The organism is Dictyobacter alpinus, from assembly GCF_003967575.1.
Lineage (GTDB): Bacteria > Chloroflexota > Ktedonobacteria > Ktedonobacterales > Ktedonobacteraceae > Dictyobacter > Dictyobacter alpinus.
Genome location: NZ_BIFT01000002.1, coordinates 2,941,844 through 2,957,373, shown reverse-complemented (window position 1 = coordinate 2,957,373; position 15,530 = coordinate 2,941,844). Strand labels below are relative to the sequence as shown.

The window sequence follows — 15,530 nt, the reverse complement described above, 5'->3', positions numbered from 1 at the left end:
CGAGTGAGCGGGAGCACAACTCCCCTCACCAGAGCAAAGTAAACAATGCTTAAAGAGCCATCGGATGTTGCCGCGCTCGAGTAAGCAACGCTTTAGCGCGTGGTTCATGGGGAAACGTTTTAATTAAAGTATGTTGATATTCCTGGAAACGCTGATTAAGCATACTGGAATCAACTTCTTCAAGGAGCGTCATAATCCTTTCGGCGGTATTCAAGCTGGCTTCAAGTTCGCGTTTACGCGCATAGGCCTCGGCGAGTGGAACCAGCGTGAGGGCACGCCGAATAATCCATTGAGGAGCTTGCTGTTCCAGAGATTGCTCTAAATGATTAATGGCGCGTGAATAGTGCTTGAGAGTAAGCATACAACTACCAGCCATCTGGTGCCACTTGGCCTGATCAAATTCTTCGTGTGGTCCCAGCTTCTCCAGAAAACGAGCGGAAGCGTCCAACTTTTCTTCAGCACGATGGGCGTCCTGCAAGAGTGCGGCATTATAGGCCCAGTCAGCCAGTAAATGGGCGCGTAAACGCACAAATTCCTCTCCAAACTCATTGACGACCAGGCGCAGCGCGGCCTCAATATGGGCGATAGCACTATCGTAGTTTCCACGTACATTGGCGATAATAGCCTGCCAGTTCAGGTTCTGCGCCATATTCCAGATATCCGCTCCCTCCAGAGCGGCAATATGCGCTTTGGTATACGCTTGCTGGGCGGCCGTATAGGATCCTTGTAAATAAGCAGCTGCCCCGATCAGATTATAAATAGCGGCATACAAACCGTAACGGACCTCAGGAAAAATAAGCTCGTGGGTCTGCTGTACTAAATAGAGTTGGGCCTGGGCTGAAACAAATACTTCGGTTGGACGCATAGTATGAAAGCGTTGCCAGCCTTCGGCGACGCTCTGTTGGAGCGTCTGACACAACAGGGTACGCTCATCCATCGAAACATGGTCGCTGGCATTAGGAATAATATCGTCGATCCTCATGATCTTTTGCCGTACGGTTGATGGGAGTCCCTGGGTGCCACGCAATACTACGCGTAACGAATTGAGGACCTCTTCAATGCTCCATCCAGTCTCGAAGAGGGTTGAGAGCTCGGTCGCATGCAAGGCCAACCAGACACCAGCATGCTGTTCTGGTCCCTGTTCGCGCTGCTGCGACTTCTCCTGGGGTGATGAGAGATTTTGCGCCACCCGCTCAAACGGTACCAACACTTCGGTTGGTTCAGGCTCCACCGGCATTTCATCCCGAATCAAGCCAAGCTCCTGGGCGTTCTTGCCAAAATAGAGACAGAGACGACGACGTGACTCGGCATTAATCGGATAGCTATGCTCGGCCCTCCATATGGTGGATGAGCCAACTCTGGCTTCTTCAGCCAGCTGCTTGATTGTTAGGTTGCGCAGACAACGCGCGATGCGTAAGAGATGTGTCCCCATGCATTCCTCCCACAATGGATCGTGAACCATCAACAAAGACGATCGATTAGCTGTGTAATTTCAAGCTACTATGCCTGAAAAAGAGTACATAGTGGGTGCGATTTCAGGAAAAAAATATACCATGAATAGTATACACTTTCATGTGCAGACTATCATATCACCTCTAGCAATACATGGCTATTATATATCTTAACACGCTACTGGATGAATAAAAAATGACAAAGTAGTCTTCAGTTTTTATTCAGTCCTACAGGACGCATTGACCGCTACACTCCCCATCCTGTATTTATACAGTAGTACTCTATCATTCTACCGATGGTGGTACGGGAAATCCTGGAAGGAGTTACTATGCACGCAACAGCAATTAAACGCTGGAAAATCTGGCATCATGGTCGTGCTTTTGTAATGATTGGAGCATTGGCGTTGTTGATCAGTGGAAGTTTGTTCCAATTGCAGGCCCAACAGGCAAAGGCTGCGGGCGCCGGCTACTGGCATACCAGTGGCGCACAGATTCTAGATGCAAACAACCAGCCGGTGAAGATTGCCGGTATCAACTGGTTTGGTTTTGAGACCTCCAACTATGTTGCCCACGGTCTCTGGTCACGTGGTTACAAAGATATGTTGGATCAGATCAGTAGCCTTGGCTACAACACGATTCGCTTACCGTACTCTAATCAGCTATTTGATGCTGGCAGTACACCCAACGGAATCGACTATAGCAAGAATGCCGATTTACAGGGACTGAGCGGTATCCAGATCATGGACAAGATCATTAATTATGCTGGTCAGAAGGGCCTGCGCATCATCCTGGATCGCCATCGTCCCGATTCCGGTGCGCAATCAGCACTCTGGTATACCTCAGCCTATCCTGAATCGCGCTGGATCTCGGATTGGAAGATGCTGGCGCAGCGCTATAAGGGCAATCCAACCGTAATTGGCGCGGATCTGCATAATGAACCACATGCGCCTGCTTGCTGGGGCTGTGGAGACCCGAACACGGACTGGCAACAGGCGGCACAGCGTGCCGGTAATGCGATTCTGGGTGTAAATCCAGATTGGCTGATCTTTGTAGAAGGCGTAGACTGCTATGGCACCAATGGCGCGGCCAACGGCGATTGCTACTGGTGGGGCGGTAACCTGGAGGGGGTAGCACAGAAGCCGGTTCAGCTGAATGTAGCCAACCGTCTGGTCTATTCCGCCCACGATTATCCAGCCAGCGTCTTTAACCAGACCTGGTTTAGCGATCCTAATTATCCCAATAACCTGGCCGGCATCTGGGACAAGCACTGGGGCTATATCGCCAAACAAAATATCGCACCAGTCTGGCTCGGTGAGTTTGGTACCAAACTGGCAACCACCTCGGACCAGCAATGGCTCTCAACGCTCACGAACTATCTCGGCAAAGGTGTTAACGGCTTCAACTGGACCTTCTGGTGCTGGAATCCCGATTCTGGCGATACTGGTGGGATCTTGAATGATGATTGGAACACGGTCAATCAGACTAAACAGGCCTATCTGACCCCCATCGAGTTCGCGCTCAATGGCACCAATCCACCACCACCGACTCCGACTCCGACCCAGCCGGGTACGACACCCACACCAACACCGACAAATCCAACACCCACACCAACTCCAACTGGCCCAACGCCTACGCCTACGCCAGTTAACCCGACACCAACTCCAACGCCTGTACCGGGTGTCTCGTTAAAAGTGAATTATCAGGTTGGTGATCCAGGTGGCGCTACCAATAGTGAGATCCGACCACAAATACAGGTCATTAACACAGGTCAGCAAGCCGTCAATCTGAGCGATGTCACGATCCGCTACTGGTATACCATCGATGGCAACCAGAGCCAGACCTACACCAGTGATTATGCCCAGATCGGCAGTAGTAATGTCAAAGGCAAGTTTGTTCCTGTCAGTGGTCGCACCAACGCCGACTACTACCTGGAAGTCAGCTTCACATCCGGAGCCGGCAGCCTGGCAGCAGGAGCCAACAGCGGAGACATTCAGAACCGTTTCAACAAAAACGACTGGTCCAACTACAACGAGAATAATGACTATTCGTATAACGGCAGTCAGACCAGCTTCTCGCCATCCACTAAAATTACCGCCTATTATCGCGGCCAACTCGTCTGGGGTACCGAACCCTAGACTCAACACACGCAATCGTCACCGGAACAGCATTGTTCCGGTGACACACCATACGCGTCCGCAGAAACCCTATTTGCATTTCCGTTCTGATTTTAAATGGCTGCAGGTGGTCCTTGCTTAATACGTGCAAGCACCTCTTGAGGACTGTTGGAAGTCCAGCGAGACTCCATCCACCAGGTGATACCTGCATCTTGCCAGGGTTGTACCATCGCCGCCGCACGCTCAGGATCATCCCCAGGCGTTTCACCTTCCCAGATAATGTCAAACGGGGTAGAATGCTGGCGGTTTGCCTCAACATAACTTTTGATGGCCCGAATATCATCCGGGGTCATCGGATTGTCACCACCACCCATTTTCTGGGGGATAATGCCATCCCAGTTCAGTACGCGTTGCATAGATTTCTGACGCGGCCACGCTCCAACAACCCAGACAGGGATACGGGGTCGTTGTATAGTTGCAGGGAGAAGTTTCATGGACTGTACATGATACTGCTCTCCATCGTGCGCGAACAGTTCGCTGCTCCAGGCTCCGTTCAGGATATCCAGGCACTCATCCATAAGCTGCGCGCGACCTCGGGCACTCATCTCCTCTCCTACTTTGTAGAAACCTGCATCATCGGTAGCCGCTCCCAGGCCAACCGGCAACACAAAGCGACCATGCGAAAGATGGTCCAGGGTCATCGTTTCGCGCGCCAGTTTCCAGGGACGTCGCCGTGAGATCGCGGCCAGCATCGGACCCAGTGTCACGCGCTCAGTACGCATTGCCATCAAGGCCAATACAATCCAGGTATCATAGTTGGGTCCGGCTGGATAGCCAGCAGTATCAATTGAGATACTATCAGGAATAAACACGCCGTCCCAGCCCGCTGCCTCCGCCTCTACCGCCATCTCAGGTGCAGTCCAGATATCAGTACCAGGAAGAATGAAACCATAACGCATAGCTAAATTTCTCCTTGTCTCTATTTCATCATTCCTCTACATAGTATGTTAGTCCTCATGACATCCTCCGTCATATTACAGTCCTGAACACGCTTAATAACCATACCATCGCATCGATTATTTTTTACTCCCAATATACTGATTGTAGACGCCAGTGAGTTGACTACTTAATAGAAAGGTTGCGCAAAACAATAGTATGCAAAGCATAAAAGAGTTCCAATGGAACAAACAACGATGGCCCCTCATGCGAAAATTACTCATCTCGATCTTTCTGGGCTGCTTATTTGTCTTTCTTTGTGCGTTTCGTACGTCGAATCCCACGCTACTTCTAACGGAAGCAGATAATGGGAAGACCAAAATAGTCTATCAAAATACGCTGGTCATCCTTCACCTCCCCGCGAATGCCAGTACAGGTTATTCCTGGACTGTTACCACGCCCGCAAATTTTGTTCTCCCTCTACAAAGCAAACATTACATTGCTCCAACTCCCCAACCAAATCACCCACCTATGGTTGGTGTTCCTGGCATCATGGAGTTTACCTTTCAAGCTATGGTCCCTGGCAAGGTTCAATTAAAACTGATCTATCGACGCCCCTGGGAAAAAGTAAAACCAGCCGTCGCAGCTCAGTTTATGGTCACGATTCGTGTGAAAGGCAGGCCATAGTCATAGTGCTCACCTTCCGCGCAAACAAAACATGCATTCCAACCTGAAACTATAGCGAAATGGGGAGCACTTCATGCCATCTGAAGAAAGCAGGCCAGCTATTGCCAGCAATGATATCTATCGAGATATCGGGCGGGAGATCGCTACCAGGCTGCAATTACGAACTCAGATACTCTTTGGTTTCGTGACTGTATCCAGTACCTTGATTGCGACATCTCTGGCACAACCCGCCTTTAATTACCTTGATATTAGTGTGGGTTTCCTTGCTTTCTTTACGGGTGCTTTGAGTGCTCACCATGAGATCATCATGGCTAATTTAAAGCTCTACCAGAAAATGTTGATAGAGGATGCAAATCCCAGATTAGCTTCCTCCTGGATGCATTTTCAAACAGAAAAATTAGTGCAAGGACAGCGCCTCAGTGATTGGACACAACTTTTCCTCTATCTCGTACTCGGCATAGCCGCTTTGAGCGCAACAAGTTTTCCATTAGCTGGTCTTAAACAGATCTTCTTCTGGATGAGTGCGACCTGCTTTGGCCTATCGCTGGTTTGTATCATCTATGGCTGGAAGAAACGCAAAAAAATAGACCTGCAACAGCCACAGCCAATCAGTATCTGACATCTTTCTAACTAACACCATGTGCACGTTTTCCACATGCCCACTCTTTTGAGGAGGAAAATGGCGAGGCGGTCGCGACCGCCTCGCCATTTTCCTCCTCAAAACAAGCGAGAGCCGTAGGCGCGAGGTGTAAGGGATAAAACTTGGACATGGCGTTAACTACCTTACGGCAAATAATTCATAGATAGAAATAAGCTAATCCAGAGTTTAGTATATAAGATCAGCTTCACCTTTTATGCCAACCATTCCACATCTCTTTGGAACGATAAACAGTAACCATCACAACTGATACCGGGACAATAATATGGAGGCGCTAATGCTCACTGGTCAGATCTTGCTCTTGCTTATTGTGATTTTGATCGTGGTTCAATTATTTGGATATATGAGTAGATTTATTGGTCAGCAATGGGTGATAGGCGAAATACTTGCCGGACTCGCCCTTGGACCTTCATTATTAGGAGCATTGTTTCCAGATGTACAAGCGTTGTTGTTTCCTGCCAGTGTGATGCCAACTTTGCAGACATTGGGGGATATCGGTCTGGTGCTCTATATGTTCTCTCTGGGCGCACGACTGGACACACAGCTAATGCTGAGTCAGGGCCGTAAGGCAATTATTACTTCTCTCAATGGTATTCTTCTTCCTCTGCTAATGGGTGCGATATTGGCTTTTTTCCTTTATCCAACCGGCCTGGCCGGCGCGAGCGCTAATCTCATTTCATTTATGTTGATGGTCGGCACTGCTATGGCGATTACGGCTTTTCCTGTCCTTGCACGTCTGCTAGCCGAAAGACATATGCTTACCACAAAGGTTGGCATACTTGCTCTGACTTGCGCTGCGGTAGGGGATGTGGCGGCCTGGTGCTTGCTTGCACTGATGATCGCTATTATTCAAGCCACAGGCCTGGCTGCGGTGGCAGTAACGGTGGGTCTTTCTATCATCTTTATCATGATCATGCTCGTAGTTGTGCGCCCGTTATTACGCTATGCTGCACAACACATCAGGTCAGAACAGGTGTTAATCGCAGGCAGTTTCATTCTCCTGATCGCGTCGGCCTATACCACAAATACAATTGGTATTCATCCAGTCTTTGGCGGTTTTCTGATGGGTATCATTCTTCCACGTCGAACGATCTTTACAGAACAGGTAACAAGTCTTGATCGCGTCAACACTGTTCTTTTCTTACCACTTTTCTTTGTTTCCAGTGGCCTGCGCACCCAGATAAGCTTGATTAGTGGACCTGGCCCCTGGCTCATCTGTCTCTTGATCTTTCTGGTTGCCTGCGCAGGAAAATTCCTTGGTGGCTCCCTTTCTGTCCGTAGCATGGGCGATAGCTGGAAAGATTCCGCGATCCTTGGTATCTTGATGAATACGCGTGGGCTCGTCGAATTGATTGTACTCAATATTGGCCTCGACCTCAAGGTACTGTCGCCCACGCTGTTTGCCATGCTTGTCTTAATGGCTATTGTAACCACGATGATGGCCTCTCCCTTATTATCACTCTTTGGCTATCGTCAGAACAGCCAGCAGGACAACAGCCCATCTCAGCCTGAACAACCTCTGCAAGCTGAAGGACAATCCAGCTTTTCAAAACAAAACATTCAATAGAAAATTCTGCGGGGTCGAGGATTCTGGACAGAGTAGATGGGCGTAAATGCCGTTGAGAAGCGCGCTTACGCCCATCTACTCTGTCCTTTTAAATGCAGAGACTTGCAAAAACCTGATGGTAAGAGGCGGAAAAACATCCTTATGATGCGATGGCTCTTATCCTCTATTCTTGTGGAAAAGTGGTGTAGACAGAACGAGATCGTCTGATCGGTGTGTCCATTATCTCGAAATGCCTGATGCTTGCCGAGCATATTGCTGATATTGCAGTTTTATAAACAATGCTGGCATAATATAACATGATCGTCATTTAGAAGGTGAGCAGTAATTCTGATGCTTATTCATCCCCTGCTCTTCCATAATCGTAATATAGGGCCTGCACAAGCATGGCGAACACCTTTATCACCAGAGGAGGAATAATGTGTTGAAACAAGCCCGGTTAAAGAGCACACTCATTCGCAGTATGTTCATCATTCTGACTTTTTGTATGCTCATCCTTACGACAGCATTTGTGTCATTTGGTGTCTATGCCAGAGGAGCCACCGCTGCACGGCTTCCAGATCCGCCGACGACACCTGTAGCTACAGAGACTACATCTGCGACTGGGACCGCGACGGGTACTGGTACTGCGACGACAACAGTTACGGCACAAGCAGTTATGCAGCATACGCCAAACGGGGTTATTCGCATGACATACAATGCGAATGACAAGACCCTGACCTTGAATCCCAGTATGAGCGGTTTCAAACCAAACAGTACGCATCCTGTAAAAATTGAGCAGGCAAGCTGCCGCACCGCAGGGGTTGGCGGGGGCACGGCCACGGCCACAGGGGCGACACCAACTGAAAAGGCTACCGTATCGGGGACCACGGCACACGTATCGTCAACAAGTACGTCAACGCCGAATCAGTATTCAACGACCTTGACTGTTGACTCCACGGGACATCTCAAGAATAGCGCCACCATCTATAACGTAAGCGCTGCGCCATCTGCCCCCAACATGCGCGTCACTGTCTACAATGGTCCAGGACTCCAGACGGCTGAGGAAAAAGTAGCGATTGCTTGTGGCGCTATCAAACCATACACTCCTGCTGCTGCTACCGCCACGGCGACCAACACCGGTACCGCCACAGTGACCAACACTGGTACCGCTACAGCAGTCAGCACGGCCACCGAAACAGCGACCGCCACATCTACGGCTACTGCCGGTAGCGGCACCATGTTTTCAGCCGATATGGGTCCAACCGACAATCCCAACGAGCGTGCCAGCGGCACAGCCCAGCTAAGCCTGAGTGACGGCACACTAACAGTGGAGATGAATGTGCGTGGATTGGCTCCAAATTCCACCCATGATGCTCATCTGCATTCAGGTACCTGTAAGAATATTGGTAATGTTGTCTACGACCTTGGTACCCTGACCGCGACCTCCCAGGGCACGGCCAGCCTGACCAAAACGTTTAAAAATGTCACCTCAATCCCAGAAAATGATCTGGCGGCACAGGTACATTACGGCACAAATCTGAACGATCAAGCTCAGTACAATCCCATCATGTGTGGTAATGTACGCATAAACCAGAACCAATCAACCACCCCGTAACATCAGCCACCCGATTCAATCAAGTCGCTAGCGAGAAGTTACTTTCTCGCTAGCGACTACTAATTTCTCCCACTTCCCCTCAATGCATTCCCACCCATACCACAAAGGTCAAGCAATCTCTATGCAACACTCCAATAGCATTACACGTATATATTTAAAGATCATTCATCGCCGGCTACTAAATCACTAAAATAAGATATCAAATATATAGATATGAATATATCTTGATTAGTACTATAGGAATGAAGCTATTAGAAAAAAGTAGCACTACTTTTTCAGCAAAGGAGTATAAGACAGATGACATCCTCTCTCAGTTACCTGGTTGGACAACCATTGGTCTGGATGCCCACCGCGACATTCAAGTCTCGTTACTCTCTCGTAGCGCCGGACAATACCACCCTGGCAACATTAGACATGAGTGGCTGGAAATCAAAGGCACACATTGTTGTACCAGAAGGAACTCTTTTTATAGAGAGAGAAGGCTGGTCTGGCAGAAAAATAAATGTTCAAGCCAGTGAGCAGGGTCCTCTCCTTGCTACCTACCAACGCAAATGGACAGGCACCAGCGGCACGCTCACATTTCCGGATGGCTATGCATTCACATGGAAAGGTATCAATTTCTGGGGCAACGAGAAAGCCTGGACAGACTCCACTGGTACCAATCCCTATATCCACTTCTCCACCGGCAGCTTCTCACGTAAAACGACAGTTACCATCCATCCACAAGCCGCTGACCTACCCAACCTCTCTTTACTCGTGGCTCTCGGTCTCTACAACATCATCGTCGAAAGAAACGATGCGGCAGCAGCCAGCTCTGCAGCAACCGTCTAAATAAACTACCTGAGGAGGCGGTATAAAGCATAGCATCTATCTCTATGCCTCCTCCTCTTGCTTACCTCGACTGTACATGTGCTGTATTATGCATGTGGATAGGACCACTCACCAAGGAGTTCTATATTTAATGCGAGCGCCACTCCAGATTGTTCCAGAACGCGCTGGTACGCATCGATAATAAGGTCAGCAATATCCTGCGCACTAGCGCCCCCTAGATTCAGAATATAGTTCGCGTTCTGCGCTGAAATCTGCGCTTTGCCTTTTGTTTTTCCACCCAGGCCAGCTTTAGCGATCAGGGCCCGCGCCGTTGTGTTAGCGGGATCTTTAAAGATTGAACCAAGCTGCTGGTGAGATGGTTCGATCTGTCTGCGCTTTTGCAGATTGGTGTCAATCAGCGCGGTTAGGGCGGTAGGATGTTGTGGATGCAGATGGAGGGCCAGCGTCACGATCAGCTCGGCCGGAGTAATGAGTTGGCTAGGAGCGAGAACCAGGCGACCACTTTGATCGATCTGCGTCATCGGCTTTTCACGGAAACGGCTATGACGGTAACCAAGTTCCAGCTCATCATGTTCATAGCGCCGAAATAATGGTTGGGCATACTCACCCTCTTCAGCGATATTACAACCACGAGCATCCAGCACATCAATCCATAACAGAGCCTGTCCCAGGTCCTGATTGTGTGCGCCCGCATTACTGATGACGCCAGCGCCAAGCGTACCAGGAATACCAGCCCCAAATTCCATACCCCCCCAACCAAGTGGCACAAGTTTCTGCAGCAGGTCATTCCAGCGTACGCCTGCTTCCGCGGTAACAATGGCGGATCCATCGGCCTGCGCCTCAATCTGATAATCCTGGAGACGTACCTGAGCAACAATACCCCGGACACCGGCATCTGCATATAAGATATTTGTGCCAGCACCAACGGCCAGCAAGGGCCAGCGTTCCTGCGAACACAAACTGATCAGGTTCACCAGTTCTTTCTGGTTCTCAACGGTAATCCAAAGATCGGCCTCACCCCCAACCCCAAAGGAGCTATGCAGCGTAAGCGGCTCCCGCCGCTGAACGCGCGCCTGAAAATGGGGAGCAAGTAATTCATAGGCACGACCAGCATCGAATACCATAACGATGATTCCTTTCTACACCTCAGGAAACCTGAATATGTTCAGCATGATTATTTCTCTATAGTTTAAAGGAACAACATCACAAAATATACACAAATGAACCGCAACCATCACAGAACAATCACGAACCCGAGCGTACTGCTCTTCTTGCTATCTCTGCTGTGACCGCTTTGTGATAACAAACACAACAAGCGTAAGTAGATTGTGAGCGCCTCCCCATATACTCAGGACAGGTACATGAAGCGACAGCATATATGGAGGTATACATGGTTTACGCTGATCAGGGACGTCTCGCATTAATGCATAAGTATTGGAACGCGGCGAACTATTTGACGGTCGGTCAGATCTATCTACAGCATAACCCTCTTCTCAAAGAACCATTACAACCAGAACATATCAAGCCTCGGCTCCTCGGACATTGGGGAACATCGCCGGGACTTAGTCTTATATATGTTCATTTAAATCGTCTTATCCAAGAGTATGATGCCAATATCATTTATCTCGCAGGACCTGGACATGGCGGTCCGGCTCTGCTAGCGAATGTGTATCTGGAAGGTACCTACTCGGAGATTTATCCAAAAATAACGCCGGATGCCGTGGGGATACAGCGGCTATTCCGTCAGTTCTCTACACCTGGTGGTGTCCCCAGTCATGTCAGCGTCCCTACCCCTGGCTCTATCCATGAAGGTGGCGAGTTAGGCTATGTGCTCTCACATGCCTTTGGGGCGGCCTTTGATAATCCAGATCTGATTGTCGCCGCAGTCGTTGGCGATGGCGAAGCAGAGACTGCACCACTGGAAGGTGCCTGGAAAAGTACGCAATTCCTGAATCCACAACGTGATGGCGCGGTCCTGCCTATTCTGCACTTGAATGGCTATAAGATTTCAGGACCAACCGTACTCGGACGTTCTAGCGATGAGAGCATCGAAAAGTTGCTCTCAGGACATGGTTATGATGTCCACTTCGTCGAGGGCGATGATCCTATGCAGGTGCACCAGGATCTGGCGACAACACTGGATCTGTGTTACGCTAAAATCCGTTCCTATCAGGAAGAGGCCCGTACCCATGGTTTCACCCGCCAACCCGAGTGGCCCGCCATTGTCCTGCGTACACCAAAGGGCTGGACAGGTCCTAAAGAGGTTGATGGCATACCAATTGAGGGAACGTTCCGTTCTCACCAGGTTCCGGTCGCCAGTGTAAGAAGCAATCCTGAACATATGCGCATCTTTGAAAACTGGCTGCGCAGCTATCATCCGGAAGAACTATTTGACGCCGAGGGTAGTCTGGTTCCTGAACTTGCCGCGCTGGCCCCTAAGGGTGATCGGCGCATGGGCGCTAATCCACATGCCAATGGTGGCACAATATTGACCGAGTTGGATCTTCCAGCCTTTACAGATTACGCCATTGATGTCCAAAAACCTGCGACGGAATTGCATGAGTCCACACGCCAATTAGGAAAAATGCTGCGTGACATTTTCACGCGCAATGCCGCAGAACACAATTTCCGCCTCTTCTGTCCAGATGAGACCAATTCCAATCGCCTTGGTAATGTCTTTGAAGTTGAAAATCGCTGTTCGGTAGAACCTGTCATTTCAATCGATGATCATGTCTCTCCTGACGGCCGTGTGATGGAAGTACTGAGCGAACATCTTTGCCAGGGATGGCTTGAGGGCTATCTTCTCACCGGTCGCCATGGCCTGTTCGCTTCCTACGAAGCATTCGCCATGGTCTCTGCATCCATGAGTATCCAACATGCCAAGTGGTTGGAAGAGAGCATCAAACTTCCCTGGCGTAAACCGGTTGCCTCGCTCAATATTCTGCTCACCTCTACCTGCTGGCGCAATGATCATAATGGCTTCAGTCATCAAGGACCAGGCTTGATTGATACAATGCTCTCGAAAAAAGGCACCGTCTCACGCATCTATCTGCCGCCAGATGCCAACTGCCTGCTATCGGTCGCCGACCATTGTCTGCGTAGCCACGACTATGTGAATCTGATCGTGATTGATAAGCAGCCTCAGTTGCAATGGCTCAATAAAGAGGATGCCATCGATCATTGTACGCGTGGCCTCTCTACCTGGCAATGGGCCAGCAATGATGAATTCGTCGAGCCAGATGTGGTCATGGCCTGTGCCGGAGATATTCCAACGCTGGAAACAATCGCGGCGGCCTGGTGGCTACGCAAACATATTCCGGAACTGAAGGTACGTGTGGTAAATGTGGTGGACCTGATGACGCTCTATCCATCCCTGTTACATCCCCATGGACTGGATGAAGCAACGTTCATTAACCACTTCACACACGATAAGCCGGTAGTCTTTGCGTTCCATGGCTATCCAAGGGCCATCCACGAAGTAGTGCATGGACGTCCTAATGCGGAGCGTTTCCATGTGCGTGGCTTTAACGAAGAAGGGACAACCACCACTCCATTTGATATGGTTGTCCTCAACGGCATGAGCCGCTATCAACTCTGTATCGAAGCTATGCGCCGCGCGACCCGCGTACGAGGTTTGACCGCCCCACTGATCGCGGAATGCAATGATATCCTGACCCGCCACAAAAGCTATATCCAGGCCAATCTCGAAGACCTACCAGAAGTCCGCGATTGGACATGGACCAACTAAAAAGACGTATGGGAGCTACTTTCGTGACAAGGTAGCTCCCATTTTCAATAGTGCTCAGAGCAGTTGCGGATAAAAATCGCGCACATACTGCTGAAACAAGGCAATTGCTTCAAGACACGCCCAGCTGGTTCGCGCCAGTTCTTCACGCCGCTTCTCAACTGCCGCGATGGCTTTTTCAGGCCGTCCTGCCGCCAATTCTTCTAACACAGGCACAATAATATCAAAGTTATAACCTGCTTCTCTGAGTAGAACAACCAGACGCAACCGTCGCATCTGCTGCTCATCATAGAGACGATAGTGGCTGCTCTTATCGCGCAGTGGATGCAATAAGCCCTGCTGCTCCCAGAAATGTAAGGCCGAGACGCGCACACCCACTTCCCTGGCGGCATCTCCCACGCGCAATAGTTGTGTATGACGTACGTGCGTATGGCCTGCATCGCCTGATGAAGAGGATTGTGCCGCCAACATGCTCAGAGCGGTCAAAGTTTGCTCAACCTGCGAACGTTTATGAGCAAGTTCAGCATGGCGCTCATCAATCAGGGCCAGCGCCGCCGCAAGCTTATTCTGATGCAGTGCCTGCATAATTGCGCGTGTCCCTGGCCAACCATAGCCACCAATCAGTTTTCTGGCGGTCTTGAGCGCCAGCAGATGCCGCTGCGTATACAGACGATATCCCCCTGAACTACGCTCTGCCGGTGGTATAAAGCCAGCAGCTTCATAGTTGCGAACCTGCTGAACACTTATTTGTCCGGCTCGGGCCAGATCGATTGTACGCAAATAGTCATGGTTTGCCATATAACATCCTCTGCTATGAGTAGAGGCTTCCCGCAATTACTACTTTTTTAGCTACTATGACCAAAAATTTCTGTGTAAAAGGCATCTCGACCCGCAAGATTCAGTGCTGCGATTTTGCGTTTCTCGTAAAAATCTTTGACATCTCCACGCTCAAAATACCAGATACAATCGAATAGGATACTTAATTTATAGACATCGAACAAATATTTCTTTTCATTCTCATCCAATGGTCGATAGCGGTTATACTCTACGACTGTTTTTCGTGCCGCACTAAAATCAAGGATATGAGCATCCGGCTTAAAATTGAACCAGCTATGCCACTCGAAGGTCGTGATAAAAGGGTTCATCAGGTTTACAAGATCGTAGGCCAGAAACGTGTAATTTGCATCATCAAAATCGATCAATGCGTTGAATTTGCCGTCTTTAAACAGAATATTCGAGAAATGAAAATCGCCATGACAGATGCCCTTTGGCAAAGAGGCTGGCAGTTGAAGCTGTGCTAGTTCATATTCAAACCAGGCTAGCTTTGCCTGCGCATTTAGGGTGCCGATCCTGGTAGCTGTAACTTGCGCTAATGCTCGGCAATGGTCAACATCGTAGTTTAATCTATCATCTGTATGGCGTGGCTTATAATCCCTGGTAATAATTTGTAGGTGCGCGACTTCTCGTATCAGTTGCTTTTGCTGAAACTCATCAGGATTTTCCAGATGCTGGCCTTCAGCAAATTCAAAGATACTATAGGGCTTCTCGTTATATATACCTACCGCTTCACCTGACTTATTTTTCAAGAGGGCGGGACAGGGATATTTTTTGTCTTGCAAATAACACATAAGCTCGCTCTCAAAGAGAACCGAGCCCATGGAACGATTTTCATAATACCTGAACACAAACGTTCCATGTGTCGTCTGTAGCAAGAAATTTGTCTGTACCGTCCCAGACGAAATCGGCTTAAAATCTTCAAGCGCTCCTAATTGATAGTTCGCAAGAATTTCTATCAATTCGTGCGGCGAGAACTCTGTTTTTACTGTCATAGCAGCCATTCTACCAGATCTAAAGCAGGGCTTCAAACATTTCCTGCCTGCTTCCCTTCCAGAGCTTTTTCATATTCGCCCGGAGATCACTCGCAAGCGATCAGATGTACATTATTTC

12 protein-coding genes are annotated in these 15,530 nt (G+C 49.3%); 7 read left to right on the top strand and 5 right to left on the bottom strand.

From position 1 onward, the window contains the following. Positions 1-49: 49 nt before the first annotated feature. Complete coding sequence (locus EL633_RS34340) at positions 50-1,432, bottom strand: helix-turn-helix domain-containing protein (RefSeq protein ID WP_126631710.1); 1,383 nt, start codon at positions 1,430-1,432, stop codon at positions 50-52. A gap of 348 nt (positions 1,433-1,780) precedes the next feature. Here EL633_RS34340 and EL633_RS34335 point away from each other — a divergent pair, with 348 nt between their 5' ends. Then, positions 1,781-3,586: a cellulase family glycosylhydrolase gene (locus tag EL633_RS34335; RefSeq protein WP_174845193.1), complete on the top strand. Its 1,806-nt coding sequence runs from the start codon at positions 1,781-1,783 to the stop codon at positions 3,584-3,586. A gap of 92 nt (positions 3,587-3,678) precedes the next feature. On the opposite strand, the gene EL633_RS34330 is transcribed toward EL633_RS34335, so the two are convergent. Continuing rightward, positions 3,679-4,524, bottom strand: coding sequence for an LLM class flavin-dependent oxidoreductase (locus tag EL633_RS34330; RefSeq protein WP_126631709.1), 846 nt, complete (start codon positions 4,522-4,524; stop codon positions 3,679-3,681). 244 nt (positions 4,525-4,768) lie between these two features. Between EL633_RS34330 and EL633_RS34325 the strand changes: the two genes are divergently transcribed. From EL633_RS34325 to EL633_RS34300, 5 genes are all read left to right on the top strand, one after another. Next, positions 4,769-5,188 (top strand): protease inhibitor I42 family protein, encoded by a 420-nt coding sequence (locus EL633_RS34325; protein WP_161982689.1) that lies wholly within the window; start codon positions 4,769-4,771, stop codon positions 5,186-5,188. 73 nt (positions 5,189-5,261) lie between these two features. After that, on the top strand, positions 5,262-5,807 hold the full coding sequence (locus EL633_RS34320; protein WP_126631707.1) for a hypothetical protein: 546 nt from the start codon (positions 5,262-5,264) through the stop codon (positions 5,805-5,807). A 316-nt stretch (positions 5,808-6,123) separates the two neighbouring features. Continuing rightward, a complete protein-coding gene (locus EL633_RS34315; protein ID WP_161982688.1) occupies positions 6,124-7,413 on the top strand; it encodes a cation:proton antiporter domain-containing protein in 1,290 nt (429 codons plus the stop codon). Positions 7,414-7,831: 418 nt separating this feature from the next. Beyond that, positions 7,832-9,007, top strand: a complete 1,176-nt coding sequence (locus EL633_RS37160; protein ID WP_161982687.1) for a CHRD domain-containing protein — start codon at positions 7,832-7,834, stop codon at positions 9,005-9,007. Between the two features lie 297 nt (positions 9,008-9,304). After that, positions 9,305-9,838 (top strand): hypothetical protein, encoded by a 534-nt coding sequence (locus tag EL633_RS34300; protein ID WP_126631703.1) that lies wholly within the window; start codon positions 9,305-9,307, stop codon positions 9,836-9,838. An 86-nt stretch (positions 9,839-9,924) separates the two neighbouring features. Here the strand turns inward: EL633_RS34300 and murB are convergent, their stop codons facing one another. After that, positions 9,925-10,962, bottom strand: a complete 1,038-nt coding sequence (gene murB, locus EL633_RS34295) for a UDP-N-acetylmuramate dehydrogenase (RefSeq protein ID WP_126631702.1) — start codon at positions 10,960-10,962, stop codon at positions 9,925-9,927. Between the two features lie 266 nt (positions 10,963-11,228). Between murB and EL633_RS34290 the strand changes: the two genes are divergently transcribed. Beyond that, positions 11,229-13,586, top strand: coding sequence for a phosphoketolase family protein (locus EL633_RS34290; RefSeq protein ID WP_126631701.1), 2,358 nt, complete (start codon positions 11,229-11,231; stop codon positions 13,584-13,586). Positions 13,587-13,640: 54 nt separating this feature from the next. On the opposite strand, the gene EL633_RS34285 is transcribed toward EL633_RS34290, so the two are convergent. Both EL633_RS34285 and EL633_RS34280 read right to left on the bottom strand, forming a co-directional pair. Continuing rightward, the gene (locus EL633_RS34285; RefSeq protein ID WP_126631700.1) at positions 13,641-14,381 is read right to left on the bottom strand and encodes a MerR family transcriptional regulator; all 741 of its coding nucleotides are present in this window, start codon (positions 14,379-14,381) and stop codon (positions 13,641-13,643) included. A 47-nt stretch (positions 14,382-14,428) separates the two neighbouring features. After that, on the bottom strand, positions 14,429-15,412 hold the full coding sequence (locus EL633_RS34280; protein WP_126631699.1) for a homoserine kinase: 984 nt from the start codon (positions 15,410-15,412) through the stop codon (positions 14,429-14,431). Between the last annotated feature and the right edge of the window lie 118 nt (positions 15,413-15,530).

Excerpts from the sequence above, each read along its gene's own strand:
- EL633_RS34340 (WP_126631710.1), bottom strand. The coding sequence starts at position 1,432 with ATGGGGACACATCTCTTACGCATCGCGCGTTGTCTGCGCAACCTAACA.
- EL633_RS34335 (WP_174845193.1), top strand. The coding sequence starts at position 1,781 with ATGCACGCAACAGCAATTAAACGCTGGAAAATCTGGCATCATGGTCGT.
- EL633_RS34330 (WP_126631709.1), bottom strand. The coding sequence starts at position 4,524 with ATGCGTTATGGTTTCATTCTTCCTGGTACTGATATCTGGACTGCACCT.
- EL633_RS34325 (WP_161982689.1), top strand. The coding sequence starts at position 4,769 with ATGCGAAAATTACTCATCTCGATCTTTCTGGGCTGCTTATTTGTCTTT.
- EL633_RS34320 (WP_126631707.1), top strand. The coding sequence starts at position 5,262 with ATGCCATCTGAAGAAAGCAGGCCAGCTATTGCCAGCAATGATATCTAT.
- EL633_RS34315 (WP_161982688.1), top strand. The coding sequence starts at position 6,124 with ATGCTCACTGGTCAGATCTTGCTCTTGCTTATTGTGATTTTGATCGTG.
- EL633_RS34300 (WP_126631703.1), top strand. The coding sequence starts at position 9,305 with ATGACATCCTCTCTCAGTTACCTGGTTGGACAACCATTGGTCTGGATG.
- murB (WP_126631702.1), bottom strand. The coding sequence starts at position 10,962 with ATGGTATTCGATGCTGGTCGTGCCTATGAATTACTTGCTCCCCATTTT.
- EL633_RS34290 (WP_126631701.1), top strand. The coding sequence starts at position 11,229 with ATGGTTTACGCTGATCAGGGACGTCTCGCATTAATGCATAAGTATTGG.
- EL633_RS34285 (WP_126631700.1), bottom strand. The coding sequence starts at position 14,381 with ATGGCAAACCATGACTATTTGCGTACAATCGATCTGGCCCGAGCCGGA.
- EL633_RS34280 (WP_126631699.1), bottom strand. The coding sequence starts at position 15,412 with ATGACAGTAAAAACAGAGTTCTCGCCGCACGAATTGATAGAAATTCTT.